Genomic DNA, 19,810 nt, shown 5'->3' on the forward strand with positions numbered 1-19,810 from the left:
CATAAATCTCTGGAATCGCTCATAAATCTCTGGAATCGCTCATAAATCTCTGGAATCGCTCATGCAGCGAGCATAGATATGCCGCTGCATGAGCACCTTATTTCAATAACGCAAAAAAACTGGCGATACTAGTTCGTTTCCTGTCCTAGTAAGCCAGTTTTTCCACATTTTTTATAGATAAGTGATCGCTTCGTCGTTTTTATAGACTGTATCGATCGTTGCTCCGCCTAGACAAACCTCTCCGTCGTAAAACACGACAGCTTGTCCAGGTGTGATCGCACGTTGCGCTTCATCAAAGACTACATGCAGCGTTTCGTCTTCCATCACATGAACGGTTACACCCATGTCAGGCTGGCGGTACCTGAACTTCGCCGTACACTTAAAAGTAGCAGGTAGCGGCTTGTCAGAAACAAATCCTGCTTTTACAGCTTTTAAGCTGTCAGAGTAAAGTTTTTCATTATGAAAACCTTGTTCAACATACAATATATTGTCTTTTAAATTCTTACCGACAACGAACCAAGGATCTCCGCTACCACCGATTCCAAGGCCATGACGCTGACCGATCGTATGGTACATGAGTCCATCGTGTTTGCCCTTCACTTCACCTTCGAACGTTTGCATATCACCAGGCTTTGCAGGCAGATACTGACTTAAGAATTCTTTGAAGTCTCTTTCGCCAATGAAGCAAATACCCGTAGAGTCCTTTTTCTTTGCGGTAGCAAGTCCAGCTGCCTCCGCAATTTTACGGATTTCAGGCTTCTTCAACTCACCAATCGGAAACAATACCTTACTTAATTGTTCCTGAGAAAGCTGGTTAAGAAAATAAGTTTGGTCCTTATTCTCATCAACGCCTCGAAGCATTTTTACTTCTCCATCTATTTCAGCCACACGTGCGTAATGGCCAGTTGCTACATAATCAGCACCTAAGTTCATGGCATGCTCAAGAAATGCTTTGAATTTGATCTCCTTGTTGCACATCACATCTGGATTAGGTGTTCGTCCAGCTTTATATTCTTCCAAAAAGTACGTGAATACTTTGTCCCAGTATTCTTTTTCAAAATTCACCGCGTAATATGGAATGCCGATCTGGTTGCAGACCGCAATCACATCGTTGTAATCTTCTGTTGCTGTGCATACGCCATTCTCATCGGTATCATCCCAGTTCTTCATAAAGATCCCGATCACATCATAGCCTTGCTCTTTCAGTAAAAGTGCGGCAACGGAAGAATCCACACCGCCGCTCATCCCAATAACTACTCGTGTATCTTGAGGTGCCTTTTTGTTTGATTCTGTTTGCATCGTGTCCACCTCATTTCATTCATATGACAAACATTGTAACTTATTTTGCTAAACGTTTCACGATTTTTGCTGTCTCAAGGGCAGCATATTCAATATCTTCCAATTTATTACCTAGACCGAAGCTAAAACGAACAGATGATTTTGTGCGTTCATCATCTCCAAACATCGCTTTTAGAACGTGTGAAGGTTCGTGTGAGCCAGCCGTACAAGCTGATCCGCTAGAAGCTGCGATGCCAGCAAGATCTAGATTGACTAAAAGCACTTCGGTCTTCACACCTGGAAAACTTACATTTAGAATGTGAGGCAGAAAATGATCAAGACTTCCGTTTTCTATGAAAGATATCTCTTCTTCTGTCCATATTCTTTTCATCGTATCTCTAAACGTCGTGTATTGACTAAAGCGTTCTTCTCTTTCTTTTTCAGCGATCGAAGCCGCTTTTCGTAAGGCAGCGATTCCTGCTACATTCTCCGTTCCAGCACGGCGCTTTCGCTCTTGTTCACCACCGAAGCCTTGTGGGAGAAAAGGAACTCCTTCTTTTACATATAAAAACCCAGATCCTTTTGGACTGTTGATCTTATGTCCAGAAGCACTTAACAGATCGATGTTCAGTTCATTTACATCGATTGATATTAAGCCATAGGCTTGCACTGCATCAGTATGAAACAAGATCTCTTTTTCCTTCAATAGACTTCCGATTTCTTTAATGTCTTGTGTTGTCCCTGTTTCATTGTTACAAAACATGATCGAAACGAGGACCGTATCTTCTCTAAGGGATTTCCTAAGTTCTTCTAGAGAAATTCTTCCGTTATCATCAACAGACAAATATGTGACGTCAAAACCTCTTTTTTCAAGCTCCTGACAAGTATGAAGTACAGCATGATGCTCTACTTCTGTCGTAATAACATGCTTCCCTTTTTTCTCTAGAGCAGAGACTGTACCAAGAATAGCAAGGTTATCACTTTCTGTACCGCCGCTTGTGAAAATGATCTCATTACGTGAAGCACCTATAGAAGTTGCAATCATGGTCCTCGCATCATCAAGAGCTTTACGAGTCTTTCTTCCGTATTGATGGATGCTAGAAGGATTCCCAAAATGTTCGGTTAAAAACGGAATCATCTCTTCTATAACTTCAGGATGAACAGGAGAGGTTGCAGCGTGATCTAAATAAACGTTTTTCATTGCTCATTTCCTTCCTATATATAAAACATGTAAGCGTCCTGTGCGCCCTCATCTTCATAGTTAGCCAAATCTTCAAGTGTTGTAGAATCTAATACATCTTTTACAGCATCTCGGATTTTGATCCAAAGATTTCTTTTTGCGGGCTCTTCATCATCCAATACTTCAACGGGAGAGATAGGTCCTTCAAGTACACGAATGATGTCTCCAGCAGTAATCGTGGATGCTTCTTTTGCCAACATATACCCACCATATGCACCGCGGATACTCTTAACAAGTCCTGCATTTCTAAGCGGAGCAATAAGCTGCTCTAAATAATGTTCAGATAGACTGTATTCTTTTGCGATTAACTTCAATGCAATCGGACCTTCACCTGATCTCTTTGCTAATGCCATCATGATGGTTAATCCGTACCGACCTTTTGTTGATATCTTCATATTGTTCACTCCGTTCTAAAACAAACTTCACTAATTTTTGGCAATATGGAAGGGTCCTACCCACGATTGCTCCTATCGTTACACAAAAAAGGATCGTTCCAAACGAAACGGGTCCTTTTAACATCCAACCAAAAAACAGAACAACAAATTCCATTAGAAGTCGGATATTTGAAACTTTCATTCCTGATTTTTCTGTAAGAGCGAGCATCAGACTATCTCTTGGTCCTGCACCGCAGTCTGATGAAATATATAGCCCGATACCAAAACCTAAGATTAAGATTCCGATGATTAAGAACATCCATTTCCCAAAATCAGTTACAGGATCATGAAAAAAAGGAAGCCATAAATAAAAGTCAATAAACAAACCAACAGACACCATATTTAAAAAGGCACCTGATTGAGGTTTCTTTTTTGTTAATAAGGATGTAGCTAAGATGACGAAGAATCCCATAATGATCGACCATGTTCCGATCGATAGTCCGAACTGTGCAAACAGTCCGATATGAAGAACGTCCCACGGAGCACTTCCGAGGTCTGCCTTAATCATAAGGGCGATTCCAAAGGCCATAATAAATAATCCAATAAAAAATACAGACCACTGAAACAAAAACTTGTTCCATCTTGAATGCTTTTGGTCTTTCACTATGCAAAATCCTTCCCCTATTAAGTTGTCTCATTTCGTTTGATTCCATAAATCTAAAGCTTATTATAGCATGAAATCATTTCAACTTGCATGATGTACTATTGTATAGTATTGTCATATGACGATTAGAACAAGTGTACGGAAGGATGATTGTAATGGACTTGTTTTCTTATAAAGATGAAAGCTCCCATTCTTTAAAAAGACCTCTTGCTAACCGCATGCGCCCAAGAAAAATAACGGAATTTATCGGTCAGGAGCATATCGCTGGAGAAGGTAAGCTATTAAGACGAGCGATCGAAGCCGATCAGCTGACACCGATGATCTTTTTTGGACCTCCAGGAACGGGTAAAACGACTTTAGCAAAAATCATAGCGAATTCTACATCTGCATGGTTCGAACAACTCAATGCTGTTACATCTGGAGTGGCTGATCTTAAAGTCATCATGGGAGCTGCGAGAGAACGTCTATTATTAGAAGAAAAAAAGACGGTGCTCTTTATCGACGAAATCCACCGTTTTAACAAAAGTCAGCAAGACGCCCTCCTTCCATACGTGGAAGACGGATCGGTTATCTTGATTGGCGCAACAACAGAGAGCCCAATGTTTGAGATCAACCCCGCTCTCTTATCAAGGTCTCGGTTGTTTCGCTTTGAACCACTAACAGATGAACATATAGCGAAAGTGATCCGACAAGCTCTTTCTGATAAAGAGAGAGGATATGGCAAGCATCCAATCACCATGGAAAAAGATGCAGTCGATCATATCGTATCTATTTCAAACGGAGATGCAAGAACAGCACTTAATGCGGTGGAACTTGCTGTGTTAACAACCAAACCAGATAAAGACGGCAACATTGTGATCACACTAGAAATTGCTGAAGAATCTATTCAACAAAGAGTCCTTCAATATGATAAAAAAGGAGACAACCATTATGATACAGTCTCCGCTTTCATTAAAAGCATACGCGGATCAGATCCTGACGCAGCTCTGTATTGGCTTGCGAAAATGATTTATGCTGGCGAGGATCCTCGCTTTATTGCTCGAAGACTGCTCGTTCATGCTGCAGAAGACGTCGGTCTTGCTGATCCGAACGCGTTATTAGTTGCCCATGCTGCTAGTTATGCAGCTGATTTTATCGGCATGCCTGAAGCTCGTATTCCACTTGCAGAAGCCACATTATACCTAGCAACTGCTCCTAAAAGTAATAAAGTGATAACAGGAATCGATAAAGCGCTTGATGCAGTGAAAAAAGAAAAAACAGGACTCGTTCCCATCCATCTTCGTGATGCTCATTATAAAGGAGCAAAACAGCTTCAACATGGTGCGGACTATAAATATCCACATAATTTCGAAGACGGATACGTACCTCAAGAATATTTACCGAAACATCTGCAAGGTAAGACTTTCTATGAGCCCACTGAACGTGGTTTTGAAAAGAATATAAAGAAACGTCTCGACTATTTTAATGATCGTAAGAAAAAAGGAAAGTAAATCTATGAGACTTTATAACTTAGCAAACTAGCAAAAGTTCTTCAGAAGTGTGTATAGGATTCTCTCTGATTGGTAAACATGAAAATATCAAATGAATATTTTTGTAGCTAAGGAGAGGATTACCGTGTCAAAAATCAGACAGGACGCCTGGTCAGAAGAAGACGATCTATTGCTTGCCGAAACGGTCTTACGCCATGTCCGTGAAGGAAGCACACAGTTGCATGCTTTTGAAGAGGTTGGAGATAAATTAGAGCGTACGAGTGCAGCAGTTGGTTTCAGATGGAATGCAATCGTAAGAAAAAAATACGAACAAGCATTAAAGATCGCTAAAAAACAAAGAAAAGAACGTCAGCGTGCACTAGCAAGGTCTCAGCAGCAACAGTCGAAACCTGCAGCTAAGCCAGTACAATCGAATAATGCTCCACAGATGCATGATGATGAAACCTATCATCCTGAAGAGTTCTTCAAAACACCTTTTACGTATGAAAGAAACACAACAGCACCAGCTCCAGTAGCTTTGACACCTGCAGTTTCAGAACAACAGAGTTTTGTTCAGCAACCAGAATCAGAGGCAATAGAAGTTACAAGCTTACAAGGGTCACAACAACATTCATCACCGATCGCTTATCGTCAGCCACAAGCTAGTAATGAAAGTAGTCTTACACTTGATGAAGTCATAGATTTCTTAAGTGGGTTAAAGCGAAACGGTACTTCGAGTGGCAAGCTCGTTCAAGAAAACATGGAACTTCGTCTTCAGATGAACGAGTTGATGCAACAGAACAAAGTGATGAAAGATCAGCTTTCTGTTCTTGAGAAAGAGCACCAAACGGTTCAGGAAGATTATCAAGCATTGATTCAGATCATGGATCGCGCAAGGAAAATGGTATTGTTCCAAGACGAAGATACGAATCCGAACGTTACCTTCCGCATGGACAAGAACGGAAATCTAGAAAAACTAGCAAAATAATAATAGATGACTCATAGGGTTAAGCTTTAATCCCTGTGAGTCATTTTTTTGTGTGGATTTTTGCTTTAAAATCGGATAAATTATTTTATCTGCGGAATTATTTTGTTTATACCTGGATATATTTCAAATTACCCTGGAATTATTCGAGATTACCTCGTAATAATTCGTAGTGTTCATTTAAGAAGAACATTTTCTTCGTAACGTCCTACTCAAAAGCACAATTCCTCTCACCCACATTTATAAGTAATAATAAATTTATGAATAGACGAAAAAAAGCCCTGACTTTAGATCAGTCAGGACTCTTCTTCAATAAAATTTATCGGACTCTTTCAATCTTAATATTGTTATCTTCAATGATTTTGTTGATCACGTAACCTGCCATATAAAGTCCTGAAACAGATGGAACAAATGCGTTTGAAGATGGAGGCATCTTCGCTTTTCGAATGCCAGGAGCATTCTCTGGTACAATCTCTTTACGAATTTCTTCGCGGATCTGGATTGGTTTTTCATCTGAGAATACGACCGGAATTCCTTTTGTGATTCCTTCTTTTCTTAGACGCTGGCGAATAACCTTAGCGATCGGGTCATAGCTCGTCTTAGAGATATCAACGATCTGAAGGCGCGTTGGATCTAGTTTGTTCGCAACTCCCATGCTCGAGATGATCGGAATTTTGCGGTTCAAACATTCTTTCATGAGGTGGATCTTATAGGAGATCGTATCAGAAGCATCAACTACAAAATCAAGTCCATATTCAAAGATTTGTTCATACGTTTCTTCCGTATAGAACATCTTAAGAGCAATTACTTCACACTCTGGATTAATAAGCGCGATTCTTTCTTTCATAAGATCCACTTTTGGCTGTCCAACGGTATTTACAAGTGCATGTATTTGACGATTCACGTTCGTGATATCGACATCATCTTTATCGATAAGGATCAAACGTCCAACTCCTGAGCGAGCTAGTGCTTCAGCTGAAAAGGAACCTACTCCCCCGATTCCAAGCACCGCAACAGTTGAGTTTTTTAAGACCTCTATTCCATCTTTTCCAATGGCAAGTTCATTTCTTGAGAACTGATAAAGCATATTTAGCGAAATCTCCTTTCAGACGTGCACATAAAATAAAGAAAATGCATCTTTATCAGCATATCCACTTTTGAAAACAAAATCAATATGCTTACTTGGTTTTTTTCGCACAAAAAAATGAGCCCCAAAAATGCCGTATACCCTTAGTTTTGAACCTGCTCTCGCAGGTGGGTGCCCTGTTTCGCATTTTGTCCGTCCCCTAGCTTTCAGGGCATGGACGCTGTGTGAAAACACAAACTCCCTAATACTTAATGTTGGCTCAAAACTTTCGGGTTGTTAACGGTCACCATAGGACCCATCGCTTAAATTCATACTATCATACGAGTAATTCAAATACAAGACAAAATGTGTCTCTTTTTAAGACGATTCGTATTTTTCTAAATATTCACTTACTTGGTTTCTTGTTTCACTTTAACTGACAGGTGTAGTTCATCAAGCTGTTTTTCATTTACAGCAGATGGTGCATTCGTAAGTAAACATGATGCAGAAGCTGTTTTAGGGAAAGCAATCGTGTCTCTTAAGTTACTTCTACCAGCTAATAACATCACTATACGATCAAGCCCTAGCGCTATTCCACCATGTGGAGGCGTTCCATATTCAAAAGCCTCTAAAAGGAATCCAAACTCCTCACGCGCTGCCTCCTCGGTGAATCCTAATGTTTTAAACATTTTTTCTTGAACATCACGTTGGTAGATACGCTGAGACCCGCCACCTAGCTCATAACCGTTAAGAACTAAGTCGTACGCTTGCGCTCTTACATCAGCAGGATTGGAATCCATTAAGTGAAGATCTTCTATCTTCGGCATCGTGAATGGATGGTGCAGCGCCACAAAACGATCTGCATCCTCATCGTATTCCACAAGAGGGAAATCAACGACCCATAAGAAATTGTGTTTTGATTGATCGATCAGATCTAAATCTTTTGCTAACTTTTGTCTTAACGCTCCTAGGCTGTCTGCTACAACGGACGGCTTATCTGCTACAAACAACAACAGATCTCCCTCTTCTGCTTGTAGTGCGTTCGTTAAGTTAGCTGCATCTTCTTCGTTAAAGAACTTTGAAATAGGTCCTTTTAACCCTTCTGCTTCGACTTTCATCCAAGCAAGGCCTTTCGCTCCATATCGAGCAGTGAATTCAGTCAAACCATCAATATCTTTTCTAGAATAATTTGCTGCCTTGCCTTTAACGTTGATCGCTTTAACTTGACCGCCGTTTTCAACCGCTGCTGCAAATACTTTAAATCCAGAATCCTTAACGATTTCTGATACGTTGATAAGCTCTAGGCCGAAACGAGTATCCGGTTTATCTGAACCATAACGATCCATTGCTTCTTTATAAGTCATTCTTGGGAATGGCTTTGGAATCTCTACACCTTTTACTTTTTTAACGAGCCCTGTCATCATCTCTTCCATCATAGCTAAAAGAGGTTCTTGACCCATGAAAGAAGTTTCGATATCGACTTGTGTAAATTCTGGCTGACGGTCTGCGCGCAGATCTTCGTCTCTGAAACAGCGAACGATCTGATAGTATTTTTCAAAACCTGAAACCATCAAAAGCTGTTTAAATAATTGTGGAGATTGCGGCAATGCATAGAATTCACCAGGGTGCACACGGCTTGGTACTAGATAGTCACGCGCTCCTTCAGGTGTGCTCTTCGTAAGCATCGGCGTTTCCATCTCCATAAATTCATCGTTCTCTAGGAAGTTACGGATATAACGAGTTACTTCATGTCTCATCTTCAACGTTTCCTGCATGATCGGACGGCGAAGATCTAGATAGCGATACTTCAATCGAATGTCTTCTGTAATTTCCATATCTTCGCTGATAGAAAAAGGTGGTGTTTTTGCACTGTTTAAAATCTTAACTTCTTCTCCAGAGATTTCAATCTTACCCGTATTCATAGCTAGGTTTACCGTGCTTGGATCACGCTCAAGTACTTTTCCTGTGATCGTTAAAACATATTCACTTCTTACTTTTTCAGCCGTTTCTAATGCTTCAGATGAAACTTCTGGTGAGAATACGATCTGAACAACTCCAGAACGGTCACGCAGGTCAATAAAGATCAGTCCACCTAAGTCACGTCTTTTTTGTACCCATCCTGTTATTGTTACTTTTTCACCGATATATTGTTCTGTAATCTTTCCGCATTGATGTGTGCGATATTCCATGAGATGTGTCCTCCTTATTTGCCTTGCTTCAAAAATGTGCTCAACTTCTCGATCGCTACTTCTGATTGTTCTCCAGAATCCATATTCTTAACGTTGATGATTCCTTTTGAAAGTTCTTCTTCACCTAAAATAGCTACAAACTTCGCCTTTAATCGGTCAGCTGCTTTAAATTGTGCTTTCATCTTTTTATCTAAATAATCTTTGTCACTCTTTATCCCTGCTTGACGAAGCTGACTTAAGATCGCTACTGATTTTTGTTTCGCTTCATCACCAAGTGCAACAACGTAACAATCTAATTCTTCTTCTGTTTCAAGTGTGACACCTTCTGCTTCAAGTGCTAATAACAAGCGTTCTAAGCTCATCGCAAATCCTATGCTTGGCGTAGCTGGTCCTCCAAGGTCCTCAACAAGACCATTGTATCTGCCGCCCCCACTAAGTGTAGTGATGGCTCCAAACCCTTCAGCCTCACTCATGATCTCGAAAGCAGTATGGTTATAATAATCAAGTCCACGTACGAGTGTTGGATCGATCACATACTCGATGTTCATCGCATCTAAGCTCGTTTTCACTTCTTCAAAATACGTTTTTGATTCTTCGTTTAAGTGTTCAAGAATTGAAGGAGCACTCTTCATGAGCTCATGATCTCGATCTTTTTTACAATCTAAAATTCTTAAAGGATTCTTCAATAAACGATTTTGGCAATCGGAACAGAATTCCTCGATTCTAGGTTCAAAGTGTGCGATCAAAGCTTCTTTATGAGATTTACGGCTCTCAGCATCACCTAACGTATTCAACACAAGTCGGAGCTTATTCAAGCCGAGCTCTTTGTATACCGTCATCGCAAGTGAAATCACCTCTGCATCGATGGCAGGATCGGCGGAACCCATCGCCTCAATACCAAACTGTACAAATTGACGATATCGACCTGCTTGAGGTCTTTCGTATCGAAACATAGGTTGAATGTAAAAGAGTTTTACAGGCTGACCTGGTAATCCAAACAATTTATTTTCAACATAAGAGCGAGTTACAGGCGCTGTTCCTTCTGGTCGAAGAGTTAAGCTGCGGTCACCTCGATCATTGAACGTATACATCTCTTTTTGAACGATATCTGTTGAGTCTCCTACACCGCGTTGAAACAGATCAGTGTGCTCAAAGATCGGCGTTCGAATCTCTTTATAATTGAATCGAGCTGATACTTCTTTTGCTTTTTGTTCGATCAGCTGCCATTTTTCTACTTCTCCTGGGAGTATATCTTTCGTTCCCCTTGGAATGTTAATACTCATTTTCTTTCATCCTCCCGTTTTTTGGTTGTTCGTTAAAGATAAAAGGCTGTTCTCTTCTCAATGTTGCTCTTGTAAGTGTTGATTTCCATTACAGGTGCTCGCTTTCCGCGGGGCAGGCGGTGAGCCACATTCGTAAGTTTCACTTTTAAGTGTCTCACCTGCCCACCTGTCCCGCAGGAGTCTCGCACCTTTCACTACAATCAACGAAGTCAGCGAAGATTAAAATAGAAACAACCCTTTAGAAGATAGCCTTTTATAAAAAAACCAATAAAAAAAATCCCGTCCCTTATGAAATCAGTCATTTCATAAGGGACGGGATTTTCCCGCGGTGCCACCCTGCTTCGAAGCTAAAGAAGCTTCCTCATTATGCAAGTAACGATTGCCCACGTGTAACTCTACTGAGGTCAAAACTTAACCGTTCGAATTAAAACCTATGAAGTGTCTTTCACTTTATCATCAGGGAGAAATACTTTCAGCCATGGTATCTCATCTCTAACCCTGTGGGGTAAAGCTACTTTTCTTCGTCATCAGTTTTCATTTTGGAATTGTAGATTATCATACTTTTAGATGGGGTGTGATGTCAATAGTTTTCGCGTTTTATTTTTTTCTTTAACTGATTGACTTGATATAGATTCATTCCAAATTCTTCAGCGAGCTCCATATCGTTTGCTGATTTTTCGAGAGAAAGAAAATCATGAAAGCTCAGCTGCTTCCATTGAGGGATCCCTTCTATGCCTTTCCGGTTCTGCCTCATAAAAAAACCTCCACCTTTTTTTGATTTAGTCTTTCCATCAAGGCGGAGGTTTCATTCATGTTCAATTTATATTTTAGAGTCCAAGATTAAGGTTACTGGTCCATCATTCGTAAACGAAACATCCATCATCGCACCGAATACACCTGTCTCCACATGTACTCCTAAGCTTTTAAGCTTGTCGTTAAAATAGTCATACATAGTAGTGGCGTGATCAGGTTTAGCGGCGTCCATGAAATTTGGACGTCTTCCCTTTTTTGTATCTCCATATAACGTGAACTGTGAAATAGAAAGGATGCTTCCTTCTGTATCTTTTAATGAAAGATTCATCTTCTCATTTTCATCTTCAAATATACGAAGGTTTACGATCTTTTCGGCTAAATAATCGGCATCTTTCTCTGTATCTTCATGTGTAACACCAACTAAGAGGACAAGCCCTTTGTCAATTCTGCCCTTAACATCAGAATCGACTAAGACCTTCGCCTCTTTAGCACGCTGTAATACTACTTTCATTGCAGAATCACTTCCTTAAATCCTATTGCATCAATCTTCTAACCGCATATATGTCAGGAATTCTTTTAATTCGTTCGACCACTTTTTGAAGATGACTTACGTTGTGGATCGAGATTGACATACTGATGGTTGCCATCTTGTTGCGATCTGACTTGCCGCTTACTGCTGTAATATTCGTTTTCGTTTCTGCAACTGCATGCAGAACCTCATTTAGAAGGCCACGACGATCAAATCCGTTGATCTCAATGTCCACATTATAATTTTTCGGTTGCTCTAGATTCCCTTCCCATTCAACAGGTAAGAGACGTACTTGGGCATCTTCATTGTGTACGTTGACACAATCCTCACGGTGAACAGATACACCACGACCTTTTGTGATATAACCCACAATGTCATCTCCTGGAACTGGATTACAGCATTTAGATAAACGAATCAGCATATTATCGATGCCTTTAACTACGATACCAGAATCTGTTCTTCGTTTTGGTTCAGGTTTTTCAGCAGAATCTCTTATCGCATCAAGCAGTTCTGAATTATCCGGGTCTTGCTCTTTTTTGCGTCGGACTTTATCCGTTAATCGAGTAGCGATCTGTGCTGCCGTAATACCGTTATACCCTACAGCAGCGTACATATCTTCTTCCCCAGCAAAATTATACTTTTGAGCGACATATTGAATGTTATCATTCGTAAAGATGTCTTTCAGATCGTACCCGCGATTCTTTATTTCTTTTTCAACAAGCTCTTTGCCTTTTGCGACATTCTCTTCTCTTCTCTCGCGCTTAAACCATTGACGGATCTTGTTTTTCGCATGAGAACTCTGTGTGATCTTCAGCCAATCCTGACTCGGTCCGTAGGAATGTTTGCTCGTTAAGATCTCGATAATATCTCCCGTTTTCAAACGGTAATCTAACGTGACCATCTTGCCGTTTACTTTTGCACCAATGCATCTGTTACCAATCTCGGTATGAATGCGGTATGCAAAATCAATAGGAACCGATCCTGACGGCAGCTCATAAACATCTCCCTTTGGAGTGAACACGAACACCATATCAGAGAAAAGGTCGACCTTAAGAGATTCCATAAATTCTTCAGCATCCACAACATCGTTTTGCCATTCTAGAATTTCACGGAACCAAGTTAATTTATTTTCAAATGAGCTAACAGGCGCTTTCGTTGCTCCTTCTTTGTATGCCCAGTGTGCTGCAATCCCGTATTCAGCAACGCGATGCATATCAGACGTTCTGATCTGGACCTCGAGCGGATCGCCTTTTGGTCCGATTACCGTCGTATGAAGGGACTGGTACATATTTGCCTTTGGCATGGCGATATAATCTTTAAAACGGCCAGGCATCGGCTTATAGGCTGTATGAATAATACCAAGAGCCGCATAACAGTCTTTAATATTCTGAACGATGATTCGAACAGCTAAAAGGTCATAGATCTCATTGAACTGCTTTCCTTGTTTAGCCATTTTTCGATAGATGCTATAGATATGTTTCGGTCTTCCAGAGATATCTACCTGAATGTTAACTTCTTTAAGCTTACTCTTCATCTCATCCATCACTTGATGAACATACTCTTCCCGTTCAGCACGCTTTTGCTGCATCAAGTTAACGATTCTGTAGTATTGCTGTGGATTTAGGTATCTTAAAGAAACATCTTCAAGCTCCCACTTTATTGTTGAAATCCCAAGGCGATGGGCAAGCGGAGCGAAGATTTCAAGTGTCTCATTCGCTTTTTGTATCTGTTTTTCTTTTGGCATATGCTTTAATGTGCGCATATTGTGAAGACGGTCTGCCAGCTTGATCAAGATACAACGAATATCTTGTGCCATAGCGACGAACATCTTCCGGTGGTTCTCAGCCTGCTGTTCTTCTTTAGACTTGAATTTGATCTTCTTAAGCTTCGTTACACCATCAACAAGCATTGCCACTTCTTCATTGAACTGAGTGGAAATATCTTTGAGTGTTATCGGTGTATCTTCAACTACATCATGAAGAAACCCTGCTGCTACAGTTACAGGATCCATCTGGAGATTCACCAGAATTGCTGCTACTTCAACAGGATGATGAATATAGGGCTCTCCCGATTTACGGAACTGTCCCTCGTGTGCATTTCTTGCGTATTCATAAGCCTTCGTGATGAAGCTTAAGTCGTCTTTTGAAAGATAGCTCTCCGCTTTTTGCAATACTTCCTCAATCGTCATGGAATCACCTTACGTTGTCATTGTATATTGCTTCTATTATCGTTAAATTGAACCTTCATGTAAAGCAAAAAACGAAATTTGTCGAATGATTGAGCAGATTTTGTGACAGGATTGTAAAAAAAACAATTTTTTAGAGGGTAGTTGATTTCCGCTCCAGGTGCTTCGCTTTCCGCGGGGCAGGCGGTGAGCCCCTTGCCGCTTTGCGCCTTTAAGGGTCTCACCTGACCGCTTGTCCCGCAGGAGTCTTGCACCTTCCGCTCCAATCAAAATTTACAATGAAGAAAAGAATTTATAGCAATCCTTCTTTTAGAAAAATCACTAAAAAGAGAGCCCCTTCAAAAGGAACTCTCTCATCATTTTAGTATTGAGTTAAAGTGAAGATATCATAACCTGAAAGTTTTTTACGGCCATCTAGGTAAGTAAGTTCGATCATGAATGCGATTCCTACAACTACTCCGCCAAGCTCTTCTACAAGCTTGATCGTTGCTTCGATCGTTCCACCTGTTGCGAGTAGGTCGTCTGTGATCAAGACTCTTTGTCCTGGTTTGATCGCGTCTTTATGCATCGTTAAAACATCTTTACCATACTCAAGACCGTAATCAACTTTAATTACTTCACGAGGAAGTTTACCTTCTTTACGGACAGGGACGAATCCTAATCCTAACGTGTAAGCGACCGGGCAACCTACGATAAACCCACGTGCTTCAGGTCCGACGATCACGTCTACCTGTTTTTCTTTTGCGTATACAGCAATATCATCCATTGCTTGTTTATATACTGCACCATCAGACATAAGTGAAGTAATATCTTTAAAACGAATGCCTTCGATTGGGAAATTCTCTACTACTGAAATAAACGGCTTATAATCCATGAATCTTTGCCTCCTGAAAATTACAAACTGGCTTTTGGCCGTGTTTGTTCTGTAAACCAGCTTTTTAAAGAATGATAAGAAGAGTAAACGAGCTGATTTTCAATGTCTGCTTGTTCAAACTTTTTCTGATACGTTTCAGAACTTTCTAATTCTCTTTTGCTAGGTTCTTTGTTAATGAAAATAACACCATCGTCTATTGTAACAAAATCCAGCTCAAAAAACACCTTTGACATGAAATCTATTGTTTCTTTCGACCAGCCTTTCCATTTGGCTAGTTCTGCACCATCCCTTTTGACATTAAAGGTTTTTCTTTTGGCAAGAAACCCATAAAACCATTTGAAGTGTTCTCTGGTCGGTAAAGTCGTGAAAAAGTGTTCTGTACTCTGATGGAACACTGCGTAGATTCTTGAAGGTTCACCGATAGTTTCCAGCCATTCTGAAAAGCGCGTGAGAGAAGGAGGAACATCTAAGAAAACTAAATTCTTTTCTTTAAAATAATCCTCCGGTAGAATCAATAACTCGTCTTCACCAATCACTTGGTCAGATAGCGCTTCAAAATCTTTATGCTTTACTGTTTCTTCTTCAAACGCGATAAAACATGTTTTCGAGTACGGCAGTCCGATCAACCGTTTTGCAGCATCTTTCAGACCACGATAATCAAACAGCTGAAAATGATTTACAGAAAGATCTTCAAGAAGAAGCTGAGGTTTTCTATAGCCGTTCCATTCGTTCAGTTGGATCTGACCCACGATTGAAATCAATGAATATGGCGTCATCTCTTCTAACAAGCTACCTTTTTGAAAACCGATGCAATCTAAAACCGAAAGCTCACCATTGCCCACTTGCAGTTTGAGGTGGTTTGATTGACTCCCAATCTTTTTCATCTCACGGATTGGAACTTCTTCAACCATTACGCGAGGCGATGGATTTCCAACACCGAAAGGAGCTAATGTACTTAGAAGCTCAACCGTTTCTAGTGAGATCTCATTTAATCTAGCTGTAAGATCAACCGTTGTAACCGGCAGATAATCTTCTGGTTTTAAACAATCCTTAGCTTGCCGGTTTAGCCTACTTCGTAATTCATCGACATCATGCATAGAAAGGGTCATTCCTGCTGCCATTGGATGTCCACCGAAATGAGGTAGAATGTCTCTAGATCCTGAAAGATTCTCAAACATATCAAACCCTTTGATGCTACGCGCTGATCCTTTTGCTGTTTCCTTTTCAGGGTCTAAACATAGAACGATCGTAGGACGATAAAATTTTTCAACCAATCGTGAAGCAACAATCCCAATAACCCCAGGATTCCAGCCCTCTTTGGCAAGAACTAGCACTTCATTCTCATCAGGAGGATAACTTTCTTCGACCATTGCGATCGCTTCTTTTGTAATCTCGTTTACGATTCCTTGACGTTCCTTGTTTACGGAATCGATCTCTTGTGACAACATGGCTGATTCGTCTCGATCAGTTGAAGTAAACAACTCCACCACCGGCATCGCTGAACCAAGTCTTCCTGCTGCATTCACTCGCGGTCCGATCGCGAATCCTACATCTTCAGCTGTAAGTTCTTTTTCATAAAGACCCGCTACTTTTAGCAGTTCTTGCAATCCGATCTTATCCGTTTTCGAGAGTGCTTCTATCCCAAGTTTTGCGATTACCCTATTTTCATCAACAAGCGGAACAAGGTCCGCTATTGTTCCAATGCATGCATAATCAAGCAAATGTAGCGGTGGCTTACCATGAAGGGCATGTGCTACTTTAAATGCTACACCTACACCTGCGAGTCCAGAAAATGGATAAGTGCAACCTGGTTTCTTAGGATTGATAATGCTATAAGCATCCGGCAATACAGGGGGTGCTTCGTGGTGGTCCGTGATGATAAAGTCTAACCCGATCTCTTTTGCGATATTCGCTTCGTGTACAGCTGAGATTCCCGTATCAACGGTTACAACGAGAGAATAACCATCCTCTTTCGCTTTTCTTAATGCAGGCTCATTCGGACCATAGCCTTCTGTAAAACGGTTCGGAATGTAATAGTCAAACTGTGCACCGAGTTCTTTCAGTGCATAGTACATTACCGTCGTACTACTTACACCATCAGCATCATAATCGCCAAAAATTAAAATCTTTTCATTAGATTCTATAGCTCTATGTATCCGCTCAACGCTCTCTGTCATCCCATCCATCAAGAAAGGATCATGAAATTGATCAGTATCTATTTTTAAAAATGCTTCTGCTTTTTCTATCGTTTCAATTCCTCTGACAACCAATAGATTCGCGATCAGAAGAGGGATATCTAATTCTTGTGACAACCATTTTGCCTTGTCTTCGGATGGTTCTTGAATCTCCCACCTAGTTCTAGGCTCCAACATAAAAATCACCTCTTAACCTATTCATTATACAAAACAGGATAAGAGGTGACAATTTATGAATGATATTTACTTTAAATTTCTGGCTCCGCTTCAACTGGTCGTGTCTTTTTTGATTTCATCTGTCTTGATTTCATAACGTACCACAACTGAGAAGCGATAAAGATGGAAGAATATGCACCGAAAGTAAGACCGATCAACAAGGCGATCGAGAAGTTTCTGATTGAATCAGCTCCAAAGATCAATAGCGCTACTGCTGCGATAATAACCGTTAGAACGGTATTGATCGAACGACCCAACGTTTCAAAAATACTTCTGTTTACGATTTCTGCCAGTTTTTCTTGTGTTCTTACTTTTTCAAGTCTCATGTTCTCTCGAATCCGGTCAAACGTAACGATCGTGTCGTTAATCGAATAACCAACAATCGTTAGAACTGCTGCAATGAATGGAAGGTCTACTTCTATCCTTAAGATACTGAATATTGCAATGATCATAAAAGCATCATGTAATAAAGCAACTACGGATGCAACAGCCATGCTCCATTCAAAACGGAACGCTACATAGATGATGATACCGACTGAAGCGATCAGCACGGCATAAAAAGCGTTCTGTGCTAATTCACGGCCAACCGTTGGCGTAACAGTACTTATACTTGGTGGTTCACCGTATTTTTCTTCAAAGTGAGTGTTGATCTTCAATACTTCCTCTTTTGACAAAGCACCTTTAAAGGAAACATTTGCTTGATCATTATCAGCGCCTGCAAGAACTACTGTAGCATCTTCAAAACCTAGTTCTTCAAACTCTGCTTGAACTTGTTCATTGGTTAAAGTCTCGTTCGCTTGTATATTAACACGTGATCCACGATCAAATTCAATACCAAGCTTCAATCCAGCTGTAAGCAAGAATACAATTCCTATAACCGTAAGGAGAGTCGAGATGATGAAGTAAAGGTTTCTGTTTTTTACAAAGTCGTATTTAAAGCTCACGGATGTCACTCTCCTTTACACCAAACAAACCTGGCTTCTTATCCATTACACGTGACTGTACCCATAAGCCTAGGAAAAGCCTTGAGCCAAACACGGCTGTGATGAAACTTGCCAGTACTGAAATAATTAAAACCAACGCGAATCCTTTTACTGAGCTTGTTCCATATGCGAACAAAACAGCGGCTGCAAGGATTGTCGTAATATTTGCATCAAAAATCGTAGTAAATGAACGACGATTTCCGGCTTTAAACGCACTTAATACAGATTTCCCGCTTCTTAGTTCCTCTTTGATTCGTTCATACGTGATGATGTTAGCGTCAACCGCCATACCCACTCCAAGAATAAGAGCTGCGATACCTGGCAGCGTTAATACCCCGTTCATCAGATAGAAAATAGCTAATATCAACCAAATATAAATGGATAGTGTGATGACAGCAATTATTCCTGGCACACGATAGAAAATCAGCATGAATAAAAAGATTACGGCAATTCCAATAAAGCCAGCAAATACCGTTTCATTTAATGCTTTCTCTCCGAACTTCGCACCAACTGATGTCGAGTACACTTCATCAAGTTTAACGGGTAGAGCACCGGCGTTTAATATTTTCGCTAAACTCTGTGCTTCTTCAACAGAGAACTGACCTGTGATGGTTACATCTTTTTGAGTAAGTTTTTCTCTTACATAAGGTGCAGAAATATACTTTGGCTGTTTTCCAGCAAGTTCTTTCTTCTGTTCTTCTTTAAATGAGTCACCTTTTTCATAATCTAACCAAATAACCATGATGTTTTCACCTTGCGGCTGACGCTGAAGAACTTCTTCTGTAATTTTTGCAAACTTATTAGCGTCTTTTAATTTCAATGAAACAATCGGCTTATTGTTTTGAGACTCAAACGTTTGTTTTGCACCATTTCCTTCTAGATCTGATCCATCTAAAAGCACCTTATCGTCCACATCTCGGAATGTTAACTCAGCTTGTGTAGATAATAGTTCACGTGCTTTGTTCTGATCGGTTACTCCAGCAAGCTGAACACGAATTCTGTTGTCTCCTTCGATTTGAATATCCGGCTCAGAGACACCTAATACGTTGATACGGCTGTTTAATGCTTCAACCGTACTCTTCAATGTTTCCTGTGTAATTTTTTGACCTTTTTTCACAGGTTTTACATCGTAAAGTACTTCAAATCCTCCTTGGAGATCTAGTCCAAGCTTTGTACCTTTTACAATCTTTTCTGTTGTAAGCCCAATGAGTGCTGCGAACATGATAAGCACAACAAAAAAGATGACGATTTTACTCCTTTTTACCACTTCAAGAAACCTCCTTCATGCTGTATCAAAAGACAACACTATGTATAAGTACGAATACTAACCCTTCCCATTATAGCGATTGTTGTTTTTTTCTGTCAATTTGTCCTGTGAATGTTCATAAATAAAACATAATAAACTTAAGTTGTTTTTCGTATCCATTTTTCTTCTGAAAGAAGTTGATTTCGGCTCCATGTTGCACATTTACCATGGAGCGTGCGGTGAGCCTCCGCGAGTACAGCACCTTACAACTTCAAAGCTGC

15 protein-coding genes, 1 other RNA gene, 1 pseudogene and 1 other annotated feature are annotated in these 19,810 nt (G+C 40.4%); of the genes and pseudogenes, 2 read left to right on the forward strand and 15 right to left on the reverse strand.

Annotated features, from left to right (window positions below):
• Positions 1-171: 171 nt before the first annotated feature.
• The 4 genes from mnmA to IHV10_RS14930 are packed head-to-tail and all read right to left on the reverse strand — an operon-like array spanning position 172 to position 3,556.
• The gene (mnmA, locus tag IHV10_RS14915; protein WP_197131225.1) at positions 172-1,299 is read right to left on the reverse strand and encodes a tRNA 2-thiouridine(34) synthase MnmA; all 1,128 of its coding nucleotides are present in this window, start codon (positions 1,297-1,299) and stop codon (positions 172-174) included.
• A 40-nt stretch (positions 1,300-1,339) separates the two neighbouring features.
• A complete protein-coding gene (locus tag IHV10_RS14920) occupies positions 1,340-2,479 on the reverse strand; it encodes a cysteine desulfurase family protein (protein ID WP_197131228.1) in 1,140 nt (379 codons plus the stop codon).
• 14 nt (positions 2,480-2,493) lie between these two features.
• Positions 2,494-2,913 carry a cysteine metabolism transcriptional regulator CymR gene (gene cymR, locus IHV10_RS14925; protein ID WP_144698865.1) on the reverse strand — a complete coding sequence of 140 codons (420 nt, stop codon included), beginning with the start codon at positions 2,911-2,913 and terminating at the stop codon, positions 2,494-2,496.
• A complete protein-coding gene (locus IHV10_RS14930) occupies positions 2,846-3,556 on the reverse strand; it encodes a YczE/YyaS/YitT family protein (RefSeq protein WP_328084053.1) in 711 nt (236 codons plus the stop codon). Before IHV10_RS14930 ends, cymR begins: the two co-directional genes overlap by 68 nt.
• A 155-nt stretch (positions 3,557-3,711) precedes the next feature.
• On the opposite strand from IHV10_RS14930, the gene IHV10_RS14935 reads away from it, so the two are divergent.
• The gene (locus IHV10_RS14935; protein WP_197131230.1) at positions 3,712-5,046 is read left to right on the forward strand and encodes an AAA family ATPase; all 1,335 of its coding nucleotides are present in this window, start codon (positions 3,712-3,714) and stop codon (positions 5,044-5,046) included.
• 124 nt (positions 5,047-5,170) lie between these two features.
• Positions 5,171-6,013: an RsfA family transcriptional regulator gene (locus tag IHV10_RS23020; protein ID WP_197131232.1), complete on the forward strand. Its 843-nt coding sequence runs from the start codon at positions 5,171-5,173 to the stop codon at positions 6,011-6,013.
• A 316-nt stretch (positions 6,014-6,329) separates the two neighbouring features.
• Here IHV10_RS23020 and IHV10_RS14945 read toward each other — a convergent pair whose 3' ends face one another.
• The 11 genes and pseudogenes from IHV10_RS14945 to secDF form a co-directional block, all read right to left on the reverse strand.
• Positions 6,330-7,097 (reverse strand): tRNA threonylcarbamoyladenosine dehydratase, encoded by a 768-nt coding sequence (locus tag IHV10_RS14945; protein ID WP_197131234.1) that lies wholly within the window; start codon positions 7,095-7,097, stop codon positions 6,330-6,332.
• A 117-nt stretch (positions 7,098-7,214) separates the two neighbouring features.
• Positions 7,215-7,395, reverse strand: a non-coding RNA gene (gene ssrS, locus IHV10_RS14950) — 6S RNA.
• Between the two features lie 91 nt (positions 7,396-7,486).
• Entirely contained in the window at positions 7,487-9,265 is a 1,779-nt protein-coding gene (aspS, locus tag IHV10_RS14955) for an aspartate--tRNA ligase (RefSeq protein WP_197131236.1), read from the reverse strand.
• A 14-nt stretch (positions 9,266-9,279) separates the two neighbouring features.
• Positions 9,280-10,548: a histidine--tRNA ligase gene (gene hisS / locus IHV10_RS14960; protein WP_197131238.1), complete on the reverse strand. Its 1,269-nt coding sequence runs from the start codon at positions 10,546-10,548 to the stop codon at positions 9,280-9,282.
• A 32-nt stretch (positions 10,549-10,580) separates the two neighbouring features.
• Positions 10,581-10,706: a hypothetical protein gene (locus IHV10_RS22965; protein ID WP_255520105.1), complete on the reverse strand. Its 126-nt coding sequence runs from the start codon at positions 10,704-10,706 to the stop codon at positions 10,581-10,583.
• 147 nt (positions 10,707-10,853) lie between these two features.
• Positions 10,854-11,085, reverse strand: a binding site (T-box leader).
• Positions 11,086-11,128: 43 nt separating this feature from the next.
• On the reverse strand, positions 11,129-11,302 hold the full coding sequence (locus IHV10_RS14965; protein WP_197131240.1) for a hypothetical protein: 174 nt from the start codon (positions 11,300-11,302) through the stop codon (positions 11,129-11,131).
• A 66-nt stretch (positions 11,303-11,368) separates the two neighbouring features.
• Positions 11,369-11,812 carry a D-aminoacyl-tRNA deacylase gene (gene dtd, locus IHV10_RS14970; RefSeq protein WP_197131242.1) on the reverse strand — a complete coding sequence of 148 codons (444 nt, stop codon included), beginning with the start codon at positions 11,810-11,812 and terminating at the stop codon, positions 11,369-11,371.
• 22 nt (positions 11,813-11,834) lie between these two features.
• Entirely contained in the window at positions 11,835-14,018 is a 2,184-nt protein-coding gene (locus IHV10_RS14975) for a RelA/SpoT family protein (RefSeq protein ID WP_197131245.1), read from the reverse strand.
• A 358-nt stretch (positions 14,019-14,376) separates the two neighbouring features.
• Entirely contained in the window at positions 14,377-14,889 is a 513-nt protein-coding gene (locus IHV10_RS14980) for an adenine phosphoribosyltransferase (protein WP_066239566.1), read from the reverse strand.
• A gap of 20 nt (positions 14,890-14,909) precedes the next feature.
• Positions 14,910-17,261: a single-stranded-DNA-specific exonuclease RecJ gene (gene recJ, locus IHV10_RS14985; protein ID WP_197131248.1), complete on the reverse strand. Its 2,352-nt coding sequence runs from the start codon at positions 17,259-17,261 to the stop codon at positions 14,910-14,912.
• A 71-nt stretch (positions 17,262-17,332) separates the two neighbouring features.
• Positions 17,333-19,550, reverse strand: a pseudogene (secDF, locus tag IHV10_RS14990) (protein translocase subunit SecDF).
• Between the last annotated feature and the right edge of the window lie 260 nt (positions 19,551-19,810).

The organism is Fictibacillus sp. 5RED26 (assembly GCF_015903895.1).
GTDB classification, from domain to species: Bacteria; Bacillota; Bacilli; order Bacillales; family Fictibacillaceae; genus Fictibacillus; species Fictibacillus phosphorivorans.